Origin of the sequence: Hydrogenophaga borbori (genome assembly GCF_003417535.1) — a bacterium.
Taxonomy (GTDB): Bacteria; Pseudomonadota; Gammaproteobacteria; order Burkholderiales; family Burkholderiaceae_C; genus Hydrogenophaga; species Hydrogenophaga borbori.
Genome location: NZ_QVLS01000001.1, coordinates 381,390 through 403,982, shown reverse-complemented (window position 1 = coordinate 403,982; position 22,593 = coordinate 381,390). Strand labels below are relative to the sequence as shown.

The 22,593-nt window shown below is 68.8% G+C and carries 25 protein-coding genes and 1 tRNA gene; 11 read left to right on the top strand and 15 right to left on the bottom strand.

Annotated elements, in window-relative coordinates:
• Window positions 1–9 precede the first annotated feature (9 nt).
• From DY262_RS01930 to DY262_RS01920, 3 genes are all read left to right on the top strand, one after another.
• Window positions 10–555, top strand: coding sequence for a septation protein A (locus tag DY262_RS01930; protein ID WP_116957287.1), 546 nt, complete (start codon window positions 10–12; stop codon window positions 553–555).
• A 6-nt stretch (window positions 556–561) separates the two neighbouring features.
• On the top strand, window positions 562–843 hold the full coding sequence (locus DY262_RS01925; RefSeq protein WP_116957286.1) for a BolA family protein: 282 nt from the start codon (window positions 562–564) through the stop codon (window positions 841–843).
• A 91-nt stretch (window positions 844–934) separates the two neighbouring features.
• Window positions 935–1,714 (top strand): peptidylprolyl isomerase, encoded by a 780-nt coding sequence (locus tag DY262_RS01920; protein ID WP_116957285.1) that lies wholly within the window; start codon window positions 935–937, stop codon window positions 1,712–1,714.
• Between the two features lie 76 nt (window positions 1,715–1,790).
• Here DY262_RS01920 and DY262_RS01915 read toward each other — a convergent pair whose 3' ends face one another.
• Genes DY262_RS01915 through DY262_RS01885 form a run of 7 tightly spaced genes read right to left on the bottom strand, consistent with a single transcriptional unit; the run spans window position 1,791 to window position 6,892 of the window.
• Window positions 1,791–2,405 (bottom strand): malonic semialdehyde reductase, encoded by a 615-nt coding sequence (locus tag DY262_RS01915; RefSeq protein ID WP_116957284.1) that lies wholly within the window; start codon window positions 2,403–2,405, stop codon window positions 1,791–1,793.
• A complete protein-coding gene (locus DY262_RS01910; protein WP_181936380.1) occupies window positions 2,405–2,713 on the bottom strand; it encodes a Dabb family protein in 309 nt (102 codons plus the stop codon). The genes DY262_RS01915 and DY262_RS01910 overlap by 1 nt, the downstream gene beginning before the upstream one ends.
• An 8-nt stretch (window positions 2,714–2,721) precedes the next feature.
• Window positions 2,722–3,027, bottom strand: a complete 306-nt coding sequence (locus DY262_RS01905; RefSeq protein ID WP_116957283.1) for a YciI family protein — start codon at window positions 3,025–3,027, stop codon at window positions 2,722–2,724.
• 4 nt (window positions 3,028–3,031) lie between these two features.
• Window positions 3,032–4,351 carry a TRAP transporter large permease gene (locus tag DY262_RS01900; protein ID WP_116957282.1) on the bottom strand — a complete coding sequence of 440 codons (1,320 nt, stop codon included), beginning with the start codon at window positions 4,349–4,351 and terminating at the stop codon, window positions 3,032–3,034.
• Entirely contained in the window at window positions 4,348–4,917 is a 570-nt protein-coding gene (locus DY262_RS01895; protein ID WP_116957281.1) for a TRAP transporter small permease subunit, read from the bottom strand. The genes DY262_RS01900 and DY262_RS01895 overlap by 4 nt, the downstream gene beginning before the upstream one ends.
• Before the next feature lie 9 nt (window positions 4,918–4,926).
• Window positions 4,927–6,024, bottom strand: coding sequence for a C4-dicarboxylate TRAP transporter substrate-binding protein (locus DY262_RS01890; RefSeq protein ID WP_116957280.1), 1,098 nt, complete (start codon window positions 6,022–6,024; stop codon window positions 4,927–4,929).
• A 37-nt stretch (window positions 6,025–6,061) separates the two neighbouring features.
• Window positions 6,062–6,892, bottom strand: coding sequence for an intradiol ring-cleavage dioxygenase (locus tag DY262_RS01885; RefSeq protein ID WP_116957279.1), 831 nt, complete (start codon window positions 6,890–6,892; stop codon window positions 6,062–6,064).
• A gap of 146 nt (window positions 6,893–7,038) precedes the next feature.
• Here DY262_RS01885 and DY262_RS01880 point away from each other — a divergent pair, with 146 nt between their 5' ends.
• The 3 genes from DY262_RS01880 to DY262_RS01870 are packed head-to-tail and all read left to right on the top strand — an operon-like array spanning window position 7,039 to window position 9,949.
• Window positions 7,039–7,974 carry a LysR family transcriptional regulator gene (locus DY262_RS01880; RefSeq protein WP_070398361.1) on the top strand — a complete coding sequence of 312 codons (936 nt, stop codon included), beginning with the start codon at window positions 7,039–7,041 and terminating at the stop codon, window positions 7,972–7,974.
• 28 nt (window positions 7,975–8,002) lie between these two features.
• Window positions 8,003–8,269: a DUF2164 domain-containing protein gene (locus tag DY262_RS01875; protein WP_116957278.1), complete on the top strand. Its 267-nt coding sequence runs from the start codon at window positions 8,003–8,005 to the stop codon at window positions 8,267–8,269.
• A gap of 33 nt (window positions 8,270–8,302) precedes the next feature.
• The gene (locus tag DY262_RS01870) at window positions 8,303–9,949 is read left to right on the top strand and encodes a hypothetical protein (protein WP_116957277.1); all 1,647 of its coding nucleotides are present in this window, start codon (window positions 8,303–8,305) and stop codon (window positions 9,947–9,949) included.
• Here DY262_RS01870 and DY262_RS22200 read toward each other — a convergent pair.
• A complete protein-coding gene (locus DY262_RS22200) occupies window positions 9,891–10,058 on the bottom strand; it encodes an aminoglycoside adenylyltransferase domain-containing protein (RefSeq protein WP_116957276.1) in 168 nt (55 codons plus the stop codon). The two genes, DY262_RS01870 and DY262_RS22200, sit on opposite strands and share 59 nt — an antisense overlap.
• Before the next feature lie 137 nt (window positions 10,059–10,195).
• Here DY262_RS22200 and DY262_RS01860 point away from each other — a divergent pair, with 137 nt between their 5' ends.
• Both DY262_RS01860 and murI read left to right on the top strand, forming a co-directional pair.
• Window positions 10,196–11,749: a fumarate hydratase gene (locus DY262_RS01860; protein ID WP_116957275.1), complete on the top strand. Its 1,554-nt coding sequence runs from the start codon at window positions 10,196–10,198 to the stop codon at window positions 11,747–11,749.
• The gene (murI, locus tag DY262_RS01855; RefSeq protein WP_116957274.1) at window positions 11,746–12,561 is read left to right on the top strand and encodes a glutamate racemase; all 816 of its coding nucleotides are present in this window, start codon (window positions 11,746–11,748) and stop codon (window positions 12,559–12,561) included. The genes DY262_RS01860 and murI overlap by 4 nt, the downstream gene beginning before the upstream one ends.
• On the opposite strand, the gene DY262_RS01850 is transcribed toward murI, so the two are convergent.
• From DY262_RS01850 to DY262_RS01825, 6 genes are all read right to left on the bottom strand, one after another.
• Window positions 12,552–13,853 carry an MFS transporter gene (locus DY262_RS01850; RefSeq protein WP_116957273.1) on the bottom strand — a complete coding sequence of 434 codons (1,302 nt, stop codon included), beginning with the start codon at window positions 13,851–13,853 and terminating at the stop codon, window positions 12,552–12,554. The genes murI and DY262_RS01850 overlap by 10 nt on opposite strands.
• Window positions 13,853–14,476: a DUF6806 family protein gene (locus DY262_RS01845; protein ID WP_116957272.1), complete on the bottom strand. Its 624-nt coding sequence runs from the start codon at window positions 14,474–14,476 to the stop codon at window positions 13,853–13,855. Before DY262_RS01845 ends, DY262_RS01850 begins: the two co-directional genes overlap by 1 nt.
• A 58-nt stretch (window positions 14,477–14,534) precedes the next feature.
• Window positions 14,535–14,627: transfer RNA gene (locus DY262_RS01840), tRNA-Leu, on the bottom strand.
• 90 nt (window positions 14,628–14,717) lie between these two features.
• On the bottom strand, window positions 14,718–16,019 hold the full coding sequence (locus tag DY262_RS01835) for a TRAP transporter large permease (RefSeq protein WP_116957271.1): 1,302 nt from the start codon (window positions 16,017–16,019) through the stop codon (window positions 14,718–14,720).
• Window positions 16,009–16,515, bottom strand: a complete 507-nt coding sequence (locus DY262_RS01830) for a TRAP transporter small permease (RefSeq protein WP_116957270.1) — start codon at window positions 16,513–16,515, stop codon at window positions 16,009–16,011. Before DY262_RS01830 ends, DY262_RS01835 begins: the two co-directional genes overlap by 11 nt.
• Window positions 16,515–17,555 carry a TRAP transporter substrate-binding protein gene (locus DY262_RS01825; protein ID WP_181936379.1) on the bottom strand — a complete coding sequence of 347 codons (1,041 nt, stop codon included), beginning with the start codon at window positions 17,553–17,555 and terminating at the stop codon, window positions 16,515–16,517. The genes DY262_RS01830 and DY262_RS01825 overlap by 1 nt, the downstream gene beginning before the upstream one ends.
• A gap of 230 nt (window positions 17,556–17,785) precedes the next feature.
• Here DY262_RS01825 and DY262_RS01820 point away from each other — a divergent pair, with 230 nt between their 5' ends.
• Window positions 17,786–18,703, top strand: coding sequence for a LysR family transcriptional regulator (locus DY262_RS01820; protein WP_116957269.1), 918 nt, complete (start codon window positions 17,786–17,788; stop codon window positions 18,701–18,703).
• Between the two features lie 47 nt (window positions 18,704–18,750).
• On the opposite strand, the gene DY262_RS01815 is transcribed toward DY262_RS01820, so the two are convergent.
• Complete coding sequence (locus DY262_RS01815) at window positions 18,751–19,386, bottom strand: TetR/AcrR family transcriptional regulator (protein WP_116957268.1); 636 nt, start codon at window positions 19,384–19,386, stop codon at window positions 18,751–18,753.
• A 132-nt stretch (window positions 19,387–19,518) separates the two neighbouring features.
• Between DY262_RS01815 and DY262_RS01810 the strand changes: the two genes are divergently transcribed.
• Together DY262_RS01810 and DY262_RS01805 are read left to right on the top strand one after the other, a co-directional pair.
• Complete coding sequence (locus DY262_RS01810) at window positions 19,519–21,339, top strand: feruloyl-CoA synthase (RefSeq protein WP_116957267.1); 1,821 nt, start codon at window positions 19,519–19,521, stop codon at window positions 21,337–21,339.
• Window positions 21,336–22,583, top strand: coding sequence for a thiolase family protein (locus DY262_RS01805; protein ID WP_116957266.1), 1,248 nt, complete (start codon window positions 21,336–21,338; stop codon window positions 22,581–22,583). Before DY262_RS01810 ends, DY262_RS01805 begins: the two co-directional genes overlap by 4 nt.
• Window positions 22,584–22,593: the final 10 nt, after the last annotated feature.

The window sequence follows — 22,593 nt, the reverse complement described above, 5'->3', positions numbered from 1 at the left end:
ATCGCACCCATGCGACTGCTGATCGACTTCTTCCCCATCCTGCTCTTCTTCGCCGCCTACAAGATGCAGGGCATCTACCTCGCCACCGGGGTGCTCATGGCCGCCACCGTGGCGCAATGCGGCATCGTCTACGCCATCGACCGCAAGCTGCAGAACATCCACAAGATCACGCTGGTGCTGGTGCTGGTGTTCGGCGTGCTCACCCTGGTGCTGCAGGACGAGCGCTTCATCAAATGGAAGCCCACGGTGCTCTACGCGGGCATGGCCGTGGTGCTGGGCGCCGCGCTGTGGGGCTGGAAGAAGAACTTCCTGCAGATGCTGCTGGGCAGCCAGCTCACCCTGCCCCAGCCCGTGTGGGCGCGCCTGACGGTGGCCTGGATCGGCTACTTCCTGTTCATGGCCGCCATCAACGCCTGGTTCGCCGCCTATCAGACCACCGAGCAATGGGTGAACTTCAAGCTCTGGGGCTACATCTTCCCGGTGCTCTTCATCGTCGCGCAGGGCCTGTACATCGCGCGCCACATCAAGGACGACGAGCCCCGCTCCGAAACCTGACCCCCCATGAGCCCCAGCGTCCCCACCGCCCCCACCGCTGCCGCCATCGAGGCGCGGCTGCGCGACACCCTCGCGCCCAGCGCCCTGGAAGTCATCGACGAAAGCGCCGCGCACGCGGGCCACTCGGGCGCCAATGGCCTGGGCTACGGCACGCACTTCCGGGTGCGCATCGCGGCGCCCGCCTTCGCCGGACTGGGCCGGGTAGCGCAGCATCGCCTTGTGTATGATGCCCTGCGTCATTTCACCGACGCCGGGCTGCACGCCCTGGCCATCGAGATCCAGCGCTGACACGGCCCCCGGCTACCTTCTGTCACATCCCCCGCGAACCCGCGCGGGCGCGTCGGCTCCAACCCCTTTTTCTCCAACTCCGAGGATTTCCATGAAAGTCACCCTCACGGCACTGACCGCGGCGGCGCTGATCACCACCGCTCCCTGGGCGGCCGCGCAGAACGTGGCCATCGTCAATGGCAAGCCCGTGCCCACGGCGCGCGTCGACGCGCTGGTGCAGCAGATCGAGGCCACGGGCCGGCCGGTGGACGACGCCGTGCGCGCGCAGATCAAGGAAGAGGTGGTGCTGCGCGAGATCTTCATGCAGGAAGCGCAGAAGAAGGGCGTGGCCAACACCACCGAGTTCAAGAACCAGATGGAGCTGGCGCGCCAGACCATCATGATCCGCGCCCTCTTCGCCGACTACCAGAAGAAGCACCCGGTGACCGACGAGGAGATCAAGGCCGAGTACGACAAATTCGCGGCCGCCAGCGCCGGCAAGGAGTACAAGGCCCGCCACATCCTGGTCGAGAAGGAAGACGAGGCCAAGGCCATCATCGCCAGCCTGAAGAAAGGCGCCAAGTTCGAAGACATCGCCAAGAAGCAGTCGAAGGACCCGGGCTCCGGCGCCAACGGCGGCGACCTGGACTGGGCGCCCGCGGCGAACTACGTGCCCGAGTTCTCGCAGGCCCTGCTCAAACTGGAAAAGGGCCAGCTGGCCGACGCGCCGGTGCAGAGCCAGTTCGGCTGGCACGTGATCCGCGTGGACGACATCCGCGACGCGGAGATCCCCAAGCTGGAAGATCTCAAGCCGCAGATCGCGCAACAACTGGCGCAGCAGAAGATGCAGAAGTACCAGCAGGACCTGCGCGACAAGGCCAAGGTGCAGTGAGCGGCGCCCGGCCCCGTCCCGGCATGAAAAAAAGCGCGGCCCGGCCGCGCTTTTTTGTGTCCGTCGCTCGGCCCGCTCAGAGCACGCGGCAGGCCTCGTCGAAACTGAGGCGCGCATTGCGCTTGAACAGCAGGCTGTCGTCGCCGTAGCCGAGGTTGATCAGGAAATTGGTCTTCCAGCGGCCATCGGGGAAGAACTCGGCGTCGACCTTGCCGATGTCGAAACCGCTCATGGGACCGCAGTCCAGGCCCAGGGCGCGCGCCGCGACGATGAAGTAGGCGCCGCCGAGGGTGCCATTGCGCGTGGCGGTGCCGGCGGCCAGGGCCGCGTTGGCCTCGAAGTTCTCCTTGGCGCCCTCGCGGTGCCAGACCTGGGGCATGTACTCGTAGAACCGGGTGTCGGTGGCCACGATCACGGTCACCGGCGCGGTGCGCGTCTTGTCCAGGTTGCCCGGCAGCATGGCCGGCAGCAGGCGCTCGCGCGCTGCCTTCGAGTTCAGGAACACGTAGCGCGTGGGCTGGGTGTTCATGGAGGTGGGGCCGAGCGCGGCCAGCTCGTACACCTGCTTGAGCAGCGCCTCGGGCACGGGCTTGTCGAGGAAGCCGTTGGCGGTGCGCGCCTTCAGGAACAGGGTGTCGAGGGCGGCGTTGTCCAGGGGGGTCACGGAGAAGGGTCCTTTCGGTTCGGGCATCAGTTGGGGAAGTAGTCGACCTGGTGGCGCGCGATGCGCAGGCCTTCGAGCGCCTGGCGCACGCGCAGGTGCTCGGGGTGCGAAGCGTAGTCGGCCAGGGCTTGTGCTGTCTCGAACTCGGAATAGAGCACCACGTCACAGGCGTAATCCACGCGGCTCACGTCCACGCCGATCTCCAGCGCGAGCAGGCCCGGGATGCGCCCGCGCATGCCCTCGAAGGCGGCCTTCAGGCGCTGTGTGTTGCTGGCCTTCTCCTCCGCGCTGTCGCCGAGGATGTTCCACATCACGATGTGTTTGACCACGGGCATGTGTCGGCTCAGGCTTTGGGCGGGAATCCGGCCTTCTGAGGCCACAGGTTCTGGAACGCATGGACCGACACGCTGGCGTACAGCCCGGCCCGCGTGAACGGCTCCTGCGCCTGCCATTGCAGCGCGGCCTCGCGGCTGTCGAAGTCGATGGCCAGCACGCTGCCCACCATGGTGGCGCCGTCGTCGGCCAACAGGGGGCCGGCGAAGGCGATGCGCTCGGCCATGGCGCCCAGGTAGGCCTTGTGTTCGGGGCGCATGCGCTGGCGCAGTTCGAGGCCGCCGGGTTTGTCGAGAAGGTGGAAGACGTAGATCATGGGTTCACATGCGCGCCAGCCAGGTGGACAGGCTGGGGAAGATGGCGAGGATGACCAGGGACAGCACCATCACCAGCACGAAGGGAAAGGCGCCGGCGAAGATGTCCTTGATGGAGATCGCGGGGTTGTTGAGCGCGCTCTTGACCGTGTAGACCGACACGCCGAAAGGCGGCGTGAGCAGACCGATCTCCACCGCCAGGACGGTGAGCACGCCGAACCAGATCAGGTCCATGCCGAAGCTGGTGGCGATGGGCAGCACGATGGGCAGCATGATCAGCATGATCGAGACCGAATCGATGATGCAGCCCAGCGCGATGACGATGAGCAGGTAGGCCGCCAGGAAGCCCCAGGGGCCCAGGCCCATGTCGGTGATGCCGGTGGTGATGGCCGCCGGCATGCCGGTGAGCGCGAGCATGCGGCTGTAGAGCGAGGCCGCCACGATGAGAAACAGCACCGACACCGACACATAGCCCGTTTCGGTGAGCACGTTCCACAGCTTGCGCCAGGTCAGGCGGCGGCGGGCGATGGCGATCACGAAGGCGCCCGCCGCACCCACGGCACCGGCCTCGGTGGGCGTGAAGAAGCCGCTGTACAGCCCCCCCAGCACCAGCACGATGAGCAGCAGGATGGGCAGGAACTTCACCGCGGCGCTGTGCAGGGTCTCGGTGTCCTGCTCGGCCGCCGGAGCCGGCGCGCCCGCACTGTAGATGCTGGCGGGGCGCAGGTAGGCCATGCCGACGATCAGCCCGCAGAACAGCAGGGCCAGCAGCAGGCCGGGCAGCACGCCGGCCAGGAACATGCGGCCGATGGACTCCTCGGCGATCACGCCGTAGATGATCATGAGCAGCGAAGGCGGGATCAGCATGCCCAGGATGGACGAGCCCGCGACCACGCCCACCGAAAAGCGCGGCGTATAGCCGTGGCGCATCATTTCGGGCACGGCCACCTTGGTGAACACCGAGGCCGAGGCGATGGAGATGCCGGTGATGGCCGCGAACACCGCGTTGGCGCCCACCGTGGCCAGGCCCAGGCCGCCGCGCAGCTTGCGCAGCAACCACTGGAACACGTCGAAGGTGTCGCGCCCTACCCCGCTCACGCTCACGAACATGCCCATGAGCACGAACAGCGGCACCACGCCGAAGAGGTAGTCGCGGATCGCGTCGTTGGCCGCCGCACCGACGAAGCGTGCGGCGATCTCGGGCGAGCGCATCAGCCAGACCGTGACGAAGGAGCTGACGACGAGCGCCACGCCGATGTGCATGCCCAGGATGATGAGGGCGAGCATGCCGCCGATGGCGAGGAAGCCCAGGACCAGATCGCTCACGGCCGGCCCCCTTTCGCCTCGGCGGCGGCGCTCTCGCGCCAGTCCTGCCAGGCCAGCAGCGCGTACTGCAGCGCCGCCAGCGCCGCGCCCACGAACACCACGATGCGCATCGGCCAGGTGGGGAAGGTGAACACGCCCTCGACGCCGAAGAACTCATTGTTCGCCCAGGCGCGCTGGAACAGCGGCCAGGTGGCGTAGGCGATCACGCCGCTGGCAAAGACGCCCGCGAGCGAGAACACCGCCCGCAGGCGCTTGCCCGCCTTGGGCCGCCGGGCCACGAAGGGGTCGATGAACAGGTCGGCGCGGCTCATGCGGCCATGGCGCAGCGTGGCCGGCAGTTGCAGGAACACGATCACGATGATCGAGGCCGCGACCATCTCGGCCACGCCGTCGAGGGGGTGGTTGAAGGCGTTGCGCATGAACACGTCGGCGCACATCAGCACCATGACGAGCGCGATGACGATCGAGCCCAGACCGTTGAGCGCGTCGACCACGTGCCCGAAAGGGCTGGACGGCGCCGTCGGGACCGGCGCCTCTTCCAGGTTGGTGTTGGCTTCGTAGCTCATGAAGGGCGATCAGAGTTCCTTGTCCCAGTCGCGCAGGGGCTTGGCGCCGCGCTTGCGCAGTTCCTCCAGGTAGGTCTTCACGATCTGCGCGGCCGGGCCGCGCGAGGCATTGGCCTTGACCCAGTCGCCCGCGATGTTGGGCATGGTCTTGGCCCACTTCTCGCGCTCGCCGGGGGCCATGGGCGCGATCTTCACCGGCACGGCCTGCTTGGCGCCCTGCTCGCCGATGGCCTTGAGCGCGGCCTCGTAGCGCTGCATGAGCGTGTCGCCCAGCACGCGCGAGTACTCCAGGCCAACGTCCTTGATGATCTTCTGCACCTCGGGCGGCAGGCCGTTGAAGGTGTCCTTGTTGATGGCCATGCCGCCGTTGTAGAGCGCGCCGATGTCCACCGTGGTGACATAGGGCGCCACCTCGTACACCTTGCTGGGCAGGATGCCGGTGGCGATGGAGATGGTGCCCTCGCTCACGCCGGTCTGGATGTCGGTGTAGTAGCTGGTGAGCGAGCCGTCCACCGGCACCGCGCCCGAGCCCTTGAGCCACAGGCCCAGCGCGCCGGGCGCGGAGATCTTCTTGCCGTTGAGATCGGCGTAGGTGCTGATGGGGCTCTTGGTGAACAGGTGGTAGGTGTCCACGCCGGAGGCGCCCAGGAACACCAGATTGTTGCGGTCCCACTCGGCCTTGAGCGCGGGGATTTTTTCGTTCAGCTCGTTGGCCACCTGCAGCAGGGTGCGCACGTCGCCGGTGGCGAAGGGTGTGACGGTGGCGTACTGGGTCAGCGGCATCTTGGCCGCTTCGAGGTTGGCGAACACCCAGCCGATGTCGGCGATGCCCTGGCCCACGCTGGTGAGCGTGGCGTTCATCTTGTAGAGCTGGCCACCGTAGGCCTCTTTCCATTCGATCTTGTAGCCCTTGCCCAGGGCCTCCACGCGCTTGTTCACCTCGGGCACGAAGAGCGTGCTCATCAACCCCACCCAGGGCAGCGAGGTGGGGTGGCTGGACGCGATGGTGAGCTTGAAGGTCTGCGCCGCGTGGGCCGGGGCGAGGCCCGCGGCCATCAGGGCGGCGGCCAGGGCACTGGCCACGAAAGCGCGTTTCTTGATCGTCATGGTCTTGTCTCCTCGTTGTGTCTCAGGGGGGGCGAAATCAGCGGGACGGGTTCAACACGAAATCGAAATCCAGGGTCACGCGGCCGTCGGGTTGTTCCACCCAATCAGCCACCAGGGAACTGCGCACGCCGAACACGGCGTCGGAATCGAGGTAGGGGTCGCCGTCGCGAAAGACGTGCGTCACCAGGGTCTCGTAGCCGGGCGCCTGCAGGCGGAAATGCAGGTGCGCGGGCCGCCAGGGGTGGCGCTTGGTGGCCGTGAGCATCTCGCCCACCGGACCGTCGTTGGGGATGGGGTAGGGCTCGGCCACCACGCTGCGGAAGTGAAAGCGCCCCTCGGCGTCGCTGCGCAGCACCGCCCGGCCCTGCGGCTCGGCCAGGCCCTCGCGCTGCACGTCGTACAGGCCGTCGGCGTCGGCCTGCCAGACGTCGATGACCGCGCCCGCCACCGGCTCGCCACCCAGGCCGCGCACGCGGCCCGACACCTCGCAGGGCCGGCCGGGCGCGCCGTTGGCCACGTCGGCGCCGTGCGGCACCTCGGGAGCGCCTTCCACGTGGAAAGGCCCGAACACCGTGGCCTCGGTGCAGCCCGGGGGTTTGTGGTTGTTCAGCGCCACCGTCAGCATCGACAGGCCCAGCGTGTCCGACAGCAGGATGAACTCCTGGCGCTGCTCGTCGCAGGTGTGGCCCACGCGGGTGAGGAAGTCGATGCCATAGGCCCATTCGGCCTCGGTCAGCTTCACCTCCCGGGCGAAGGCGTGCAGGTGCTGCACCAGGCTGGTCAGCACCTGCTTGAGGCGCGGGTCGGGCGTCTGGGCCAGGCGGGCGATGACCGCCTGGGTGATGTTGTCCTGGTTGAGGTTCCTCACCGTCGTCTCTCCGGTTGGGTGCCGCGGGGCCACCGTGGCGGCAGAATGTAGGCGGCCCGAAATGGAAAACCAATGCCAGGGAAACAAAAGACTTTTCCGGCGAGCGAAAGAAACCAAGGGACAACCCGGAGACGACGAGAGAGCCGATGGACCGCTGGACCGAGATCGAACTGTTCGTGCAGGTGGCCGAGACCGGCAGCCTGTCGCGCGCGGCCGAAGCCCTGAACCTGAGCAACGCCAGCGCCAGCCGCCACCTGGCGGCGCTGGAGGAGCGCCTGGGCGTGCGCCTGGTGGAGCGCAACACACGCCGCCTGTACCTCACCGACACCGGACAGGAGTTCTTCCAGCGCGCGCGCAACATCCTGAGCGACCTGCGCGACGCCGAGTCCGACGTGAACGCCGCGGCGCTCAACCCCACGGGCCTGCTGCGCGTGACGGCCTCGCTGAGTTTTTCCATGCACCACATCGCGCCGCTGCTGCGCGAGTTCACCGAGCGCTACCCCCATGTGAGCGTGCACGTGGAGGCGGCCAACCGCTACCTGGACATCATCGACAACAACATCGACGTGGCCATCCGCACGCGCGAGTACGAGCCCGACAGCAACATCACCATCCGCCGCCTGGGCGAAACGCGCCGCGTGCTGGCCGCCTCGCCGGGCTACCTGGCCCGGCACGGCTTTCCCAAGGGGCTCGACGACCTGCAGCAGCACAAGCTGCTGGTCTACCTGCACGCCAACACACCGAACGAACTGCGCTTCACCCAGGTGGCCACGGGCGAACAGAAAACCATCCAGATCAAGGGCCTGCTGGAGACCAACGACGGCCAGATCGTGCGCGCCGCCGCGCTCGACGGCATGGGCATCCTGATCCAGCCCAGCTACATCGTCTACGACGACATCGTGGCCGGCCGCCTGGTGCCGGTGCTGGAGGACTGGGACCTGCCCCACCTCACCATCAACCTCGCCTACCCCAGCCGCAAGCACCTCTCGGCCAAGGTCCGCGCCTTCATCGACTTCATGGCGGGGCACTTCGCCAAGATGGACTACGAGCGGAAATGGACCGGGCGCTTCGCCGTCTACTGACCCTGCATCGACCACGCCACGCCACGCCATGCCCATCGAACTCTCCCGCGACGAACGCGCGCAGGCCATCGCCTCCATCGAACGCTACTTCCAGGAAGCGCTCGACCAGCGCATCGGCAACATCGGTGCCGGCGCGCTGCTGAACTTCTTCCTCGAAGAGATCGGCCCCCTGGTCTACAACCAGACGGTGGCCCAGCTGCAGGAGCGGCTTCAGCAACGCATGCAGGAACTCGACATCGAGTTCCACGAGGACGAGTTCCAGTACTGGCGGCGCCAGGCAAAAGCGCGGCGCTGACCCATCCCGACCCTGCACTATTCAAGGCCCACCATGCGCATCACCTCCGGTTTGCCCTGCGTTGTCGTGCTGGCGATCGCCCTGACCATGCTCATGCTCGCCAAGCTGTCGGTGGCCGCGGACCCCGCCGCCCACGCGGACCCGATTCCCGTCGTGGCCGGAAAACTGCACAACGGGCAGATCCACGGAGGGTCGACGGCATTCCTCTCGCAAAACGCGGTGGCGGACGTTCGGCTGCCCCACCACGTCAGGCATGTGTTCACCGCCGATACCCAGGGCGAACTGAACATCTCGGCGCATTCCGACACGCGCCGCCTGGTGCTCGCGGTCCTGCAGAACGGGCAGTTGCTGAAAACCGCTCAGCCCCACCCGTCGCGGCTCGCCACCCAGCAGCTGTCAGTGACGGTGAGCGCCGGAGACCGCCTGGAAATCATGGTGGGCGGGGACGCTTCGCAAACCCCTGTGCCCTATAGCCTGTGGGTGATCGATGCCCATGCGCCGGCGCTCGTTCCCCCCTTGCCGCGCGCCGTTCGGGCCGACGTCAAGAAGAGCGACGGGCAGGGGCTCAACCCGGCCACACCGTTCCAGTCCCAACCCGCGCACTGGTTCTCGGTGCCGACCGTCAAGGACAGCAAGGACTGGTACACCATCCGCGCCTCGTCCAACGACTTCGACCCGATGCTGGTGCTGCTGGACGACAAGAATCAGGTCATCGCCTGGCAGGACGATGTCAGCCGCCAAGACCGCTCCGCGGTGTTCACCTTCCAGGCGTCCCAGGCGCCTGAGCACTTCGTGCTGATCCCGGCGGACGAGCTGGGCGCGAAGGACCCCGCCAGCCTGAAGTACAGCCTTGACATCAGCCGCCGGCCTTACGACCCGAATCGCCCCTTCATCGCCGGCATCGAGTATTACCTCGGCAGCACACTGGGCGCATTCATCCTCGGCGTCATCGCCTCGGCGCTCATCTCGTACTACTTCTACGTGCGCTCCATCCGCACGAAGGAGCTGCATTGGGAGGTCATCTCGGACGAGATCTTTGTCGACAGCTCGTCCACGGCCCAATCGCTCAACATCACGGTGAACGGGGTGGAGGTTCAGGAGGCCAGCCGGCTGCGGGTCCGCTTCGTGGCCAAGGGGCCGCACCAGATCGCCAGCAACCTCGTGGCGACACCCCTGACGCTCCAACTGAAGAATGCCCTGGCCATCCTCGCCATGTCCGAGCGGCGCAGCGAGTCGTCGGGCTGGAGAGCCTTGCCCGTACCGAATGAGGCCAGCATCCGCCTCGACTTTGACCGGCTCAACCCCAAGGACTCCATCGAGCTGGACATCATCTACTCGCAAACAGGCGATCAGCTGCCCGAAGTGGCGGGCGCCGTGCTGCACGGCGCCATTGCCGAGGTGGCGATCCACAAGGACCACGACCGCCCGGCCACGGTGGTCACCCGGATCGCGACCCTGGCGCTCAATCTGATCGCCCTGCTTCTGCTGCCCCTGTTGCTGCTGGACTCGGTCTTTCGCTTCATGCCGGGCTGGTGGGCGCAGCTGTGGATCTACTACATGCCCTGGTTGTTGCTGATCGTGATGTTCTATTCCTTCGCCACCGCGGAAGGCCGGTCGTCGCTCATGAAGATGCTTCGCTACCTGGCCTCGGTGTCATTGTTCTGGCGGCGGCGGACCTGAGGCGGCGGCGCGGCAGGCAGTCGGCCGCGTGTGCTTTGGAACCGATCGCGCCCGTCTCGGCCGTGTACCAGATGCGCGCCAGCGCCAGGACGAGGTCGGTCCGCGGCACCGGGTCGCCGAGGGGGCCAGTGGGTGCATGGGCGGTATGTCAGCCAGCGCCAGGGGCCGGCCCGGCCCCCTGCCTGCGGGCCCATTTCCGCAGAGGGATAATCCCAAGGTTATCCACCCCCCAGCCCACGACCGACCATGCCCACCACCATCAAGGCCGACGACCTCATCGAATCGATCGCCGGTGCGCTGCAGTACATCAGCTACTACCACCCCGCCGACTACATCGCCCACCTGGCCCGCGCCTACCAGCGCGAGCAGAGCCCCGCGGCCAAGGACGCCATCGCGCAGATCCTCACCAACAGCCGCATGAGCGCCACCGGGCACCGGCCGATCTGCCAGGACACCGGCATCGTGAACGTCTTCCTCAAGATCGGCATGGACGTGCGGCTCGAGGGCTTCAGCGGCAGCCTGGACGACGCCATCAACGAAGGCGTGCGCCGCGGCTACAACCACCCCGACAACACCCTGCGCGCCAGCGTGGTGGCCGACCCGCAGTTCGCGCGCAAGAACACCAAGGACAACACGCCCGCGGTCATCTTCACCGAGATCGTTCCGGGCAATACCGTCGACGTGACCGTCGCCGCCAAGGGCGGCGGCAGCGAGAACAAGAGCAAGTTCGTGATGCTCAACCCCAGCGACTCGCTGGTGGACTGGGTGCTCAAGACCGTGCCCACCATGGGCGCGGGCTGGTGCCCGCCGGGCATGCTGGGCATCGGCATCGGCGGCACGGCCGAAAAGGCCATGCTGATGGCCAAGCAGTCGCTCATGGAAGACCTCGACATGTACGAGCTGCAGACCAAGGCCGCCAAGGGCGAGAAGCTGACGCAGGTGGAAGAGCTGCGCCTGGAGCTGCACGAGAAGGTCAACGCCCTGGGCATCGGCGCGCAGGGCCTGGGCGGCCTCACCACCGTGCTCGACGTGAAGATCGCCATGTACCCCACCCACGCGGCCAGCAAGCCCGTGGCCATGATCCCCAACTGCGCGGCCACGCGCCACGCGCACTTCGTGCTCGACGGCAGCGGCCCCGCCTACCTGGACGCCCCCAGCCTGGACCTGTGGCCCGACGTGCATTGGGCGCCCGACTACAACAAGAGCACGCGCGTCAACCTGGACACCCTCACCAAGGAAGAAGTGGCCAGCTGGAAGCCCGGCCAGACCTTGCTGCTCAACGGCAAGATGCTCACCGGCCGCGACGCCGCGCACAAGCGCATCCAGGACATGCTGGCCAAGGGCGAGAAGCTGCCGGTGGACTTCAGCAACCGCGTCATCTACTACGTGGGCCCGGTGGACCCGGTGCGCGACGAGGCCGTGGGCCCCGCGGGCCCCACCACCGCCACGCGCATGGACAAGTTCACCGGCATGATGCTGGAGAAGACCGGCCTGATCGCCATGATCGGCAAGGCCGAGCGCGGCCCGGTCGCCATCGAGGCAATCAAACAGCACAAGAGCGCCTACCTCATGGCCGTGGGCGGCGCGGCCTACCTCGTGTCCAAGGCCATCAAGACGGCCAAGGTGGTGGGCTTCGAAGACCTCGGCATGGAAGCCATCTACGAGTTCGACGTGGTCGACATGCCCGTGACCGTGGCCGTGGACGCCGGCGGCACCAGCGCGCACATCACCGGCCCGGCCGAGTGGAGCCAGCGCATCGCCTCGGGCGAGTTCAAGGGCATCGCGCTGGCCACCGCTTGAGCGCTGGTCCCGTCACCGCTGTCGGTGTCTTCGACAGCGGCGTCGGCGGGTTGAGCGTCTGGCGCGCCCTTCGCGCCGCGCTGCCGGGCGCCCACCTGAGCTACCTGGCCGACAACGCCTGGGCGCCCTATGGCGAGCGGCCCGCCGAGGCGCTGCGGGGGCGCGTCGCCGCCCTGGTGCGCGACTGGCGGGCCCACGAGTCCCTGGACCTGCTGGTGCTGGCCTGCAACACGGCCACCGCCGTGGCGATCGACGCGCTGCGGCAAGAACACCCTGACCTGCCCATCGTGGGCATCGAGCCCGCCCTGCGCCCGGCCCTGGCCGCCACGCGCAGCGGCCGCGTGGGCGTGGTCGCCACGCGCGCCACGCTGAACAGCGCGCGCTACCAGGCCCTGCGCTCGGCCTGCCTGGCGGACGCGGCCGGCAGGCCCAGCGTGCACGAGCGCGCGGCCGACGGCCTGGCCGATGCCATCGAACGCGGCGACGAAACGCTCGCACGGGCCCTGTGCCACCGCCACCTGCGGGCGCTGCTGGACGACGCCCCGGCCATCGACACCCTGGTGCTGGGCTGCACCCACTACCCGCTGGTGCGCGAGGCCTGGCTGGCCGCCAGCGAGGGGCCGATCGCACTGATCGATCCGGCCGAAGCGGTGGCGCGCCGCGCGCGGCACCTGCTGCCGGGCGCCGAACCGGGAAAGGGCGAGGCCCGGCCCTCGCCAACGTGGCGCTGCACCGGCCATCCCGAGGCGCTGCGGCGCGCCACGCGGCAGTGGCTGGACCTGCCGGCCGAGGTGCGGTCGCCTCAGAGCTGAGCGGTGCTCGGCGCGGTGAGCGCGGCCTCGCGCCCGCGCCGCATGTTCACCGGCAGCAGCAGCAGCAGCCCCAGCGCGAACAGCAAGGCGGTGGACACGATGGCCAGGCGCTGGTTGCCACCGGTCATCCAGGTGATGGCGCCGTAGCTGAGCGGCCCCACGATGCTGGCCACGCGCACGGCGAAGGTCCACAGCCCGAAGAACTCGGCCAGCTGCGCGGGCGGCGCCAGCATGCCGGCCATGGCGCGTCCGGCCGACTGGCTGGAGCCCATGCACAGGCCCGCGATGGCGGCGGCGTACCAGAACATGCCTTTGGTGGTGCTGAGCGCGGCGATCACGCAGGTGGCGATCCAGCCCAGCAGGGTGAGGCTCAGCGCGAGCTTGTGGCCCAGGCGGTCTTGCCCGTAACCGAAGGCGAAGGCCCCCGCCATGGCCGCGATGTTGAGCACAAAGATCAGCGCCATGGTTTCCTGCTGCGCGAAACCGATGACCTGCTCGGCGTAGATCGCCGCCAGCGCCACGGCCACGGCCACGCCCCCCTGGTAAGCCGCCGTGCAGGCCAGCAGCCACATGAAGTCGCGGTAATGGCGCGCCTGCTGGAAGGTGGCGCGCAGCCGGCGCAGCGAGGCGCGCCAGCCGCCCTCGCGCCCGGCCTGGGGCTGGGCGCGCTCGCGCAGCAGCGACAGCGTGACCAGCGAGGCCAGTCCGAAGATGGCGGCGGTGACGATCATGGTGACGGGCACGAACTGGCCCGCCTTCTGCCCCTGGGCCTGGGCCCACAGCACATAGGCCAGGCACAGGCCCAGCGTGAGCATGCCGCCCACGTAGCCCAGGCTCCAGCCCCAGCCGCTCACCCGGCCCATGGCCTCCGGCCGGGCGATCTCGGGCAGGAAGGACGCGATGAACGACTCGCCCCAGGCGTAACAGACGTTGGACAGCACGATGAGCACCACGCCCAGCGCCACCGCGCCGGGCTGCACCAGGGCTAGGCCCGCCGTGGCGGCCACGCAGCCCAGGGTGGTGAGCATCAGCAGGCGCTTCTTGGCGGCGTGCCGGTCGGCCCAGGCGCCCATGGCAGGGACGGTGAACATCACGATCAGGTTGGACAGGCTGAGCGCGGCGGTCCAGGCGAAGGTGGCCCAATGGGCACCGCCGGCCACCCCACCGACGAAATAGGCCGCGAACACGGCGGTGAGCACCACCGTGGTGTAGCCGGAGTTGGCGAAGTCGTACATCGCCCAGCCGAACACCTCGCGCTTGCGCACGCCAGGGTTCAGGGCGCTGGCGAGCATCAGTGCAGGTGCCGCGGTTTGCGCGGTCCGCCGTGGCCCGAGGGGCCGTGGCCGCGCGGCGGCTTGCCCAGCTGCATGGAGCTGACGAGGGCGTCGAAGCGCTGGTTGAACAGCTTGTCGATCGAGGCCACCACGTCACCCAGCTCGGAGGCGTCGAAGTGGCGCTCCATCACCTGCACCACGTCCTGCACCAGCAGGTCGCGCTGCACCTGCATGATGGCCGCGGGCGTGGGACCGACGAAGCACATGACGAAATCGTCGCGCGCCTCTTCCTCGTTGTTCTCGTCTTCCTCGTCGAACTCGGTGTCGTAGAAAGACACCTCCAGCGGCGCGCCGGCCGAGGCGATTTCGTTCAGGCCCATGCAGGCGTCCTCGACGGCCTGGCGGAAGTCCTCGTCGCCATTGACCGTCCAGCAAATCTGCAGGGTGTGCGACTCGGCGTCGAAGCGGATGCCAGGCTCGTCCTCGTAGCTGCTCTCGGCCACCGCCGCGAGCGAGCGGCCGCCCGCGTACTGCCACAGGGGCTTGAGGGCCTCCTGGATCTGCTCGAACACCACGTCCTCGCGCAGGGGCACGTCACCGTGCACGTGGATTTCAAAAGGGGCGTCGTATCGGCTGCTCATGGAAACTCACTCTACCGGGCTGTCCGGAAAAAACCTAGGCCCCCGCGCGGAAAGCGCCTGGTGCCTCGAACCGGGGTCGAACCGGTACGCCCCCTTGCGGGCAAGCGGCGGAGTTTAAGTCCGCTGTGTCTACCAATTTCACCATCGAGGCAGGGGCCAGGGGCGCGATTGTCGCAGGTGAACGCGAACGGCCCCACCGGCCGTGGGGCCGGGGGGGCGCCGGATCGCGGGAAGGCCCCGCCTAGGCCAGCAGGCCGGGCAGCCAGAGCGAGAGCGAGGGGAAGGCGCAGAGGATGAACAGCCGGACCACGTCCGCCGCGATGAACGGCATGGTGCCCCGGTAGATGTGTCCCAGCGACAGGTCGCGCGCAATGGAATTGATGACGAACACGTTCATGCCCACGGGCGGGCAGATCATGCCGAAGGTCACCGCCATCACCACGATCACGCCGAACCAGACCGGGTCGAAGCCCAGGTGCACCATCGCGGGAAACACGATGGGCACCGTGAGCAGCAGCATGGCCAGTTCGTCCATCACCGCGCCCAGGACCAGGTAGCCCAGCATGATGAGCGCCAGCACGCCATAGGGCCCGATCGGCAGGTTCACCAGGAATTCCACCGCGTTCTGGGTGAACTGGGTGATGGTGAGGAAGTAGCCGAACAGGTAGGCGCCGACGACGATGGTCATGATGGCCGAGGACACGCGCAGCGCGCTGATCAGCGCCTCCTTGATCTGCGGCCAGCGCAGGCGCCCGCGCGCCATGCCGATCACCAGCGTGCCCGTGGCGCCCACGCCCGCCGCCTCCTGCACCGTGAACAGGCCGCCGTAGATGCCGCCGAGCACGAACACGAAGAGCACGACCACGGCCCACAGCGGCCTGAGGCTGGCGAATCGCTCGGCCCAGCCGTGGCGCTCGCCCCGCGGCATCCACTCGGGCTTCACGCGGGCGATGATGGCCACCACCAGCGAGTAGAAGATCACCGCCATCAGGCCCGGTATCACCCCGGCCGCGAACAGCGCGGTGATGTCCACCTCGGTCATGATGCCGTAGAGCACCAGGATCACCGAGGGCGGGATCATGATGCCCAGCGTGCCGCCGGCCGCGATGAGGCCGGCCGAAATGCCGGGCTCGTAGCCGGCGCGGCGCATCTCGGGCAGCGCCACCTGCGTCATCGTGGCGGCCGTGGCCACCGACGAACCATTGATGGCCGAGAAGCCGCCACAGGCCGCCACCGAGGCCAGCGCCAGGCCACCGCGGCGGTGGTGCAGCCAGGCGCGGCCGGCCGCGAACAGCTCGGCGCTCATGCCCGAATGCGAGGCGAAGGCCCCCATCAGGATGAACATCGGGATGACGATGAGGTTGTAGTCGGTCAGCACCGACAGCGGCACATTGGCCAGCAGGTTCAGGCCGGGCGTGAGGCCGCTGAGCGCGGCGAAGCCCGCCACGCCCGCAATGCCCATGGCCACGCCGATGGGCACGCGCAGCGCCATCAGCGCGAACATGCCGACGAAGCCCAGCAGGGCCACCAGGTCACGATCCATGAACGCCCTCTGCGGTGATCTCGTCAACGGCCTCGGCGTGCGCCTCGCGGCCAAAGGGCAGCAGCCCCAGGCGCACCGCGGCCAGCACGGCGGCCACGGTGGCGCCCACAGCGGCCGCGCTGTAGAACCACTTGAGCGGCAGACGCAGGTCCATGGTGCCCTGGCTGCCCGTGCCGCCCACCTTGACCCAGACCATCCAGGCCAGCGGCACCAGGAACGCCAGGGTCACGGCGGTGGCCAGCACGTCGATGACGCGCTTGCCGCGCGGGCCCAGGGCCTCCCACAGCAGGTCGACCGCGATGTGGTTGCCGTACCAGGTGGCCAGCGCGATGCCCCAGAACATCGCGATGCCCAGCAGCATCTGCGTGCCGTCGAACCAGTCGGGAACCTGCCAGCCGAAGGTGTAGCGCACGAGCACGTTGCCCGCCGTCAGCAGCGCGATGACGAGCAGCGAGAGCGCGGCCAGCGTCTCGACCACCGACAGCAGCCGCTTCATCAGTTCGCGCCCCCGCGGGCGGCCAGCTCCTTGCGCAGCTCATCGAGCGCGGCCTGGCCGTTGACGCCGGTGGCGCTGGCGGCCTTCACCCAATCGGCGTAGATCGGCTGCACGGCCTTCTTCCAGGCATCCATCTGCGCGGGCGAGATCTTCACCAGCGTGTGGCCGGCGGTCTTCTCGAGCTTCTCTCGGCCGCTGTCCTCTTCGTCGCCCCAGCTGGCGCCGACCTTGCCGGCCCATTCGTTGTTGCAGTGGTCATCGATGACCTTCTTCTGGCCGGCGGCCAGGCCGTCGTACCAGGGCTTGTTCATCACCCAGACGAAGTCGGAGGCGTAGAAGCGCATGTCGCTGTGGTACTTCACCGCCTTGTCGATGCCGAAGGAAATGATGGAACCCCAGGGGAAGGTGATGGCGTCGGCCAGGCCTTTCTGGATCGCGTCGCGCGACTCGGGCGCCGAGACCTGCACGTTGGTGGCACCCAGCAGGCTCATGGTCTGCGCCACGGTGCCGTTGGCCGAGCGGATCTTCAGGCCCTTGAGCTGGCCAGGTTCGGTGATGGGGTTCTTGGAGTGGAAGGTTCCCACGTGCACGTGCGCGAAGCAGAACTTCACGTCCTTCATTTCCTTGTCCGAGTACTTGCGGTACCACTGGTCCAGCGCGGCCGAGGCCGGGCCGGGCTTGCCGAGCAGGAAGGGCAGTTCGCCGGCCGCGATGAGCGGGAAGCGGCCGGCCTGGTAGCCGGGGTTCACCCAGGTCATCTGCGCGATGCCGTCGCGCGCCATGTCGTAGTGGTCAGCGGCCTTGCCCAGCTGCTGCGCGGGGAACAGCATCACCTTGATCGAGCCTTTGGAGGCCGCTTCCACCGACTTGGCCCAGGGTTCGAAGCCGAGCTTGGACAGCGGGTGCGTGCCCGGCAGCCAGTGCGCGAACTTGAGTTCGACGGGCTTGTCCTGGGCCTGCGCACTCAGGGCGCCGAGGGCGCCGCACACCAGCGCCGACAGCGCGGCCACGCGAAGGACGGTCTTGCGGGGGGATTTCATCGTTTGTCTCCTTGGTATGGAAATCGGGCTATGAAAGCGGGGCGCGCATCGGACGGGAGCGCACGCGCGCGGCGGCGGACCGTGGGATCCGGCGTTGGGGCGGGAATGTAGGCGCGCGGGCCCCATCTGTCCAACCGAATTTGTCGATGGTGTCTATCCATGCCGTGGATATCATCCCGGTCGTGCGCCGTTGCGCGGCCACGCACCGCCCAACCACCCGACCCGGGACCATGAACTTCCGCCAGCTCGACCTGAACCTGCTTCGTGTGCTCGCCGCCATCCACCGCACCGGTTCGGTCACGGCGGCGGGCAAGGCGCTGTCGCTGTCGCAGTCCGCCACCAGCAGCGCCCTCGCCCGCCTGCGCGGCCACCTCGGCGACGAGCTCTTCGTGCGCACCCCCGGCGGCCTGAAACCCACGCGCGTGTGCGAGCGCATCGCCCCCGAGGTCACCGAACTGCTCCAGCGCCTCGAATCGACCATGAGCGTGCACGAGGCCTTCGACCCGGCGCGCAGCGAGGTGCACTGGAAGACCTCCTTGTCCGACCTGGGCGAGATGATGTTCATGCCTCCGCTGGCCGCCGCGCTGCGCGAGCAGGCGCCGCGCGCCCGACTGTCCAACGTCGCCGTGGCCGCCGAAGACCTGGCCGGCGCGCTGGAGGCACGCGAGATCGACTTCGCCATCGGTATCCTGAACCCGCGCCACCGCGGCATCCGCGCCGACCTGCTGTTTCGCGAACACTACGTGGCCATGAGCTCCGGCGGCTGGCGCCCGTCCGCGGGTCGCGCCAGCGGGCGGCTCACGCCCGAACAGCTGGCCAGCGCCCCGCTGGTGGTGGCCTCGCCCACGGCCACCTTCCATGGCAGCGTGGAGAAGATGCTGGTGCGACTGAACCTGTCGGACCGCATCGTGCTGCGCGCGCGCCACTTCGGCGCCCTGCCCGATCTGGCGCTCAGCACCGATCTGCTCACCATCGTGCCGCAGATGTACGCCGACAACCTGAGCCGGCGCCACGACATGCGCGTGTGGGAGTTGCCGCACGACAGCTCGCCCGACTACGAAGTGCGCCTGGTGTGGCACAGCAGCACGGCCAACGACCCGGCGCAGATGTGGATACGGGAGCAGGTGCACCGGCTGTTCCGGCGCTAGGCCGGCAACCGCCGGGGCCGAGGCGCGGGCCTGCTGGCCGGCGGACATCAGCCCGCTGCGCCCAGCTTCTGCGTGAACAGGCGTTCGGCGAAGCGGCGCCGGTCGTCTTTCTGCGCCGGGGTGCTCAGCGAAGGCATCAGCGACTCCGACACCACGTAGCTGTACAGCAGGAAGGCCCGCGAGCGCGCCTCCACCACAGGAAAACCCAGGGCCGAGAACAGCTGTGCGATGTAGCCGATGCGGCTCGAATCCGCCTCGTCGACCGCGAAGCGCGCCATCTGGTCGCGCCGGGCCCAGGCGCGGATTGCCAGCTCGATGCGCGCGGCACGCGCCGCCGCCCGGCCCCGGAACGGCAGCGACAGCACACCGCGCAACTGCTCCATCGGGTCTTCGTTCGCCGACTCCAGGCGCACCGTGAGGTTCTCGGTGGCCGTTTCGCGCCAGGCCTGCAGCACACGGCGCAGCAGGTCCTCACGGTCTTTGAAATGCCAGTAGAAGCTGCCGCGCGTGACGCCCAGGTGCTGCGCCAGCAGGTCCACCCGCACGTGGTCGATGCCCTGGTCCACCAGCACCCCGGTGGCGGCCTCGATCCAGGTGTCGGGCGTGAGCGGGGCGCGCGCGGCCTCGCTCGCCCCACGGGACTTGCGCGCGGGGCTGGCGGAAGAAGCGGCACCGGAACTCACGCGGAAATTCTATCGGGGACGCCCCGGGAATCTTCCATACAGAAATGTATGGAGATAGGGATAAACCCTGTACCGACCCAGTAGAAACCCTCGCTAGGATTCGTTATGAAACATACATATCTGTATGGAGACATGAACAATCCTCTCGACTGGCTGAACGACCCGGCGTGGCTGGCCCCACCCGCCGCCACGGTGGAGCACCGGGCCGACGGCAGCTTCGTCCTGCGCTCGCCCGAACCCCTGGGGGACTACGCGCGCTGCATCGGCGAATGGCTGGAAGACTGGGCCGCGCGCACGCCCGACGCGCCCGCGCTGGCCGAACGCACCCCCACCGGCTGGCGCCGCCTGAGCTGGGCCGAACTGCGCGCCCAGGTGGGCCGCGTGGCCCAGGCCCTGCTGGACATGGACCTGGCCCCCGACGCGCCCGTGGTGGTGCTGTCGGACAACGCCATCGACCACCTGCTGCTGGTGCTGGCCACGCAGCACATCGGCCGCGCCAGCTGCACCGTCTCCAGCGCCTACTGCCGCCTCACCAAGGACCACGACAAGGTGCACGGCATCCTGCGCACGCTGCAGCCGGCCCTGGTCTATGCCTCGGATGCCGCGGTCTATGGCCCGGCCATCGCCAGCAGCGGCCTGGACGTGCCCGTGGTGCTGAGCCATGGCGCCGACGCCCTGCCCGGCGCCATCGCCTTCGAGCGCCTGCTGACCACGCCCGAAACGCCCGCGGTGCGCGCGGCCTTCGAGGCCATCACGCCCGACACCACGGCCAAGTACCTGCTGACCTCGGGCTCCACCGGCACGCCCAAGGTGGTCATCAACACCCACCGCATGCTGTGCGCCAACCAGCGCATGATTGCGCAGGCCTGGCGCTTCCTGGAGCGCGAGAAACCCGTGCTGGTGGACTGGCTGCCCTGGAGCCACACCTTCGGCGGCAACCACAACCTGCACATGGTGATGTGCCACGGCGGCACCCTGGTCATCGACGAGGGCCGGCCCGCGCCCGGCCTGGTGGACAAGACCGTGGCCAACCTGGCCGAGGTGCAGCCCACCATCTGGTTCAACGTGCCGCGCGGCTTCGACATGGCCATGCCCCTGCTGGAGGCCGACGAGGCGCTGGCGCGGCGCGTGCTGGAACGCCTGCGCGTGGTCTTCTACGCCGGCGCCGCGCTGCCGCAAGCCAGCTGGGAACGGCTGCAGGCCCTGGCGAAGCGCGTGCTGGGCCGCGAGATCTGGCTCACCACCTCCTGGGGCTCCACCGAGACCGCGCCGGCGGTGACCAGCGCGCACTGGCGCATGGAGCGCGCGGGCGTCATCGGCGGCGTGCTGCCCGGCGTGTCGCTCAAATTCGTGCCCAACGGCGAGAAGCTGGAACTGCGCATCCACGGCGTGAACATCTTCCCCGGCTACCGCCACGCGCCCGAGCTGAGCGCCCAGGCCTTCGACGAAGAGGGCTACTACCGCATCGGCGACGCCGGTTTCCTGGCCGACGCCCAGCGTCCCGAACAGGGCGTGGTCTTCAATGGCCGCGTGGCCGAGGACTTCAAGCTCACCACCGGCACCTGGGTCTCGGTGGGCACGCTGCGCCTGCGCGTGGTCTCGGCCCTGGCGCCGCACGCGCAGGACGTGGTCATCACCGGCCACGACCGCGACGAGATCGGCGTCCTGGTGTTCCCCACCGCCGCCGCGATGCAGTTGCCGCGCGAGACGCTGCACGGGCACATCGCCCAGGGCCTGGCGGCGCTGCGCGCCGAAGGCGGCGGCTCCTCGCAATCGCCCGCGCGCGCCGCGGTGCTCGACGAGCCGCCCAACGCCGACGCCGGCGAGATCACCGACAAGGGCTACCTCAACCAGCGCGCGGTGTTGCAGCGCCGCGCCGAGCGCGTGGCGGCCCTGTACGCCGATGCCCCGGGCGTCATTCGCCCAGCCCCTTCCTCGAAAGTTTCCCGATGAGCCGCGGACAGAGCCAGCTTTTCAACGACGTCTACATCCTCGATGGCGTGCGCACGCCCATGGTGGACTACCAGGGCGCCTTCGCCGACGCCAACCCCATCGACCTGGGCATCAAGGTCGCGCGCGAGGTGCTCAGGCGCACCGGCGTGTCGCCCGAGTCCATCGACTCCGTGCTCGCGGGCAACATGGCACCGGGCGGCTTCGACCAGTTCTACGTGCCGCGCCACATCGGCCTGTACGCCGGCGTGCCGGTGGAGGTGCCCGCGCTCATGGCGCAGCGCATCTGCGGCACCGGTTTCGAGCTGTTTCGCCAGGCCGGTGAGCAGATCGGCGCCGGCATCGCGCAGAACGTGCTGCTGGTGGGCACCGAGTCGATGACGCGCAACCCCATCGCCGCCTTCGACCACCGCGGCGGTTTCCGCCTGGGCGCGCCCATCGGTTTCAAGGACTACATGTGGGAGGCCCTCACCGACCCGGCGGCCGACATCAGCATGATCCGCACGGCCGAGAACCTGGCGCAGCGCTACGGCATCACCCGCGAGGCGGTGGACGCCTTCGCCTCGCGCTCCTTCGAGCGCGCCGTGGCCGCGCAGGCCGCCGGCTGGTTCGACGGCGAGATCGTGCCCGTGGGCCATGAGAGCTTCGAGCGCGAGGGCTACCGCCCGCGCGGCATCCGCCTCTCGGGCAAGGCCAGCGTCGCCGACCGCGACACGCACCCGCGCCCCACCCCGCCCGAGGTGCTGGCCAAGCTGCGCACCGTGTTCAAGGACGGCGTGCAGACCGGCGGCAACAGCTCGGCCCTGACCGACGCGGCCGCGGCCGCCGTGGTCACCAACGGCGCGGGCCTGAAAGCCCATGGCAAGCCCGCGCTGGCGCGCTTGGCCGCCGCCGCCGTGGTGGGCGTGCCGCCCGAGATCATGGGCATCGGTCCCGCGCCCGCCATCCGCCTGCTGCTGGAGCGCGCGGGTCTGTCGCTCAACGACGTGGCGCGCTTCGAGATCAACGAGGCGCAGGGCGCGCAGACCGTGGCGGTGTCGCGCGAGCTCGGCCTCGACGAGGACAAACTCAACGTACACGGCGGCGCCATCGCGCTGGGCCACCCGCTGGCGGCCACCGGCGTGCGCCTCACCATCACCTGCGCGCGCCAGCTGCGCGACATCGGCGCGCGCTGGGGCGTGGCCTCGGCCTGCATCGGCGGCGGCCAGGGCATCGCCCTGCTGATCGAGAACCCCTCGGCCACCTGAACCCCTTTCA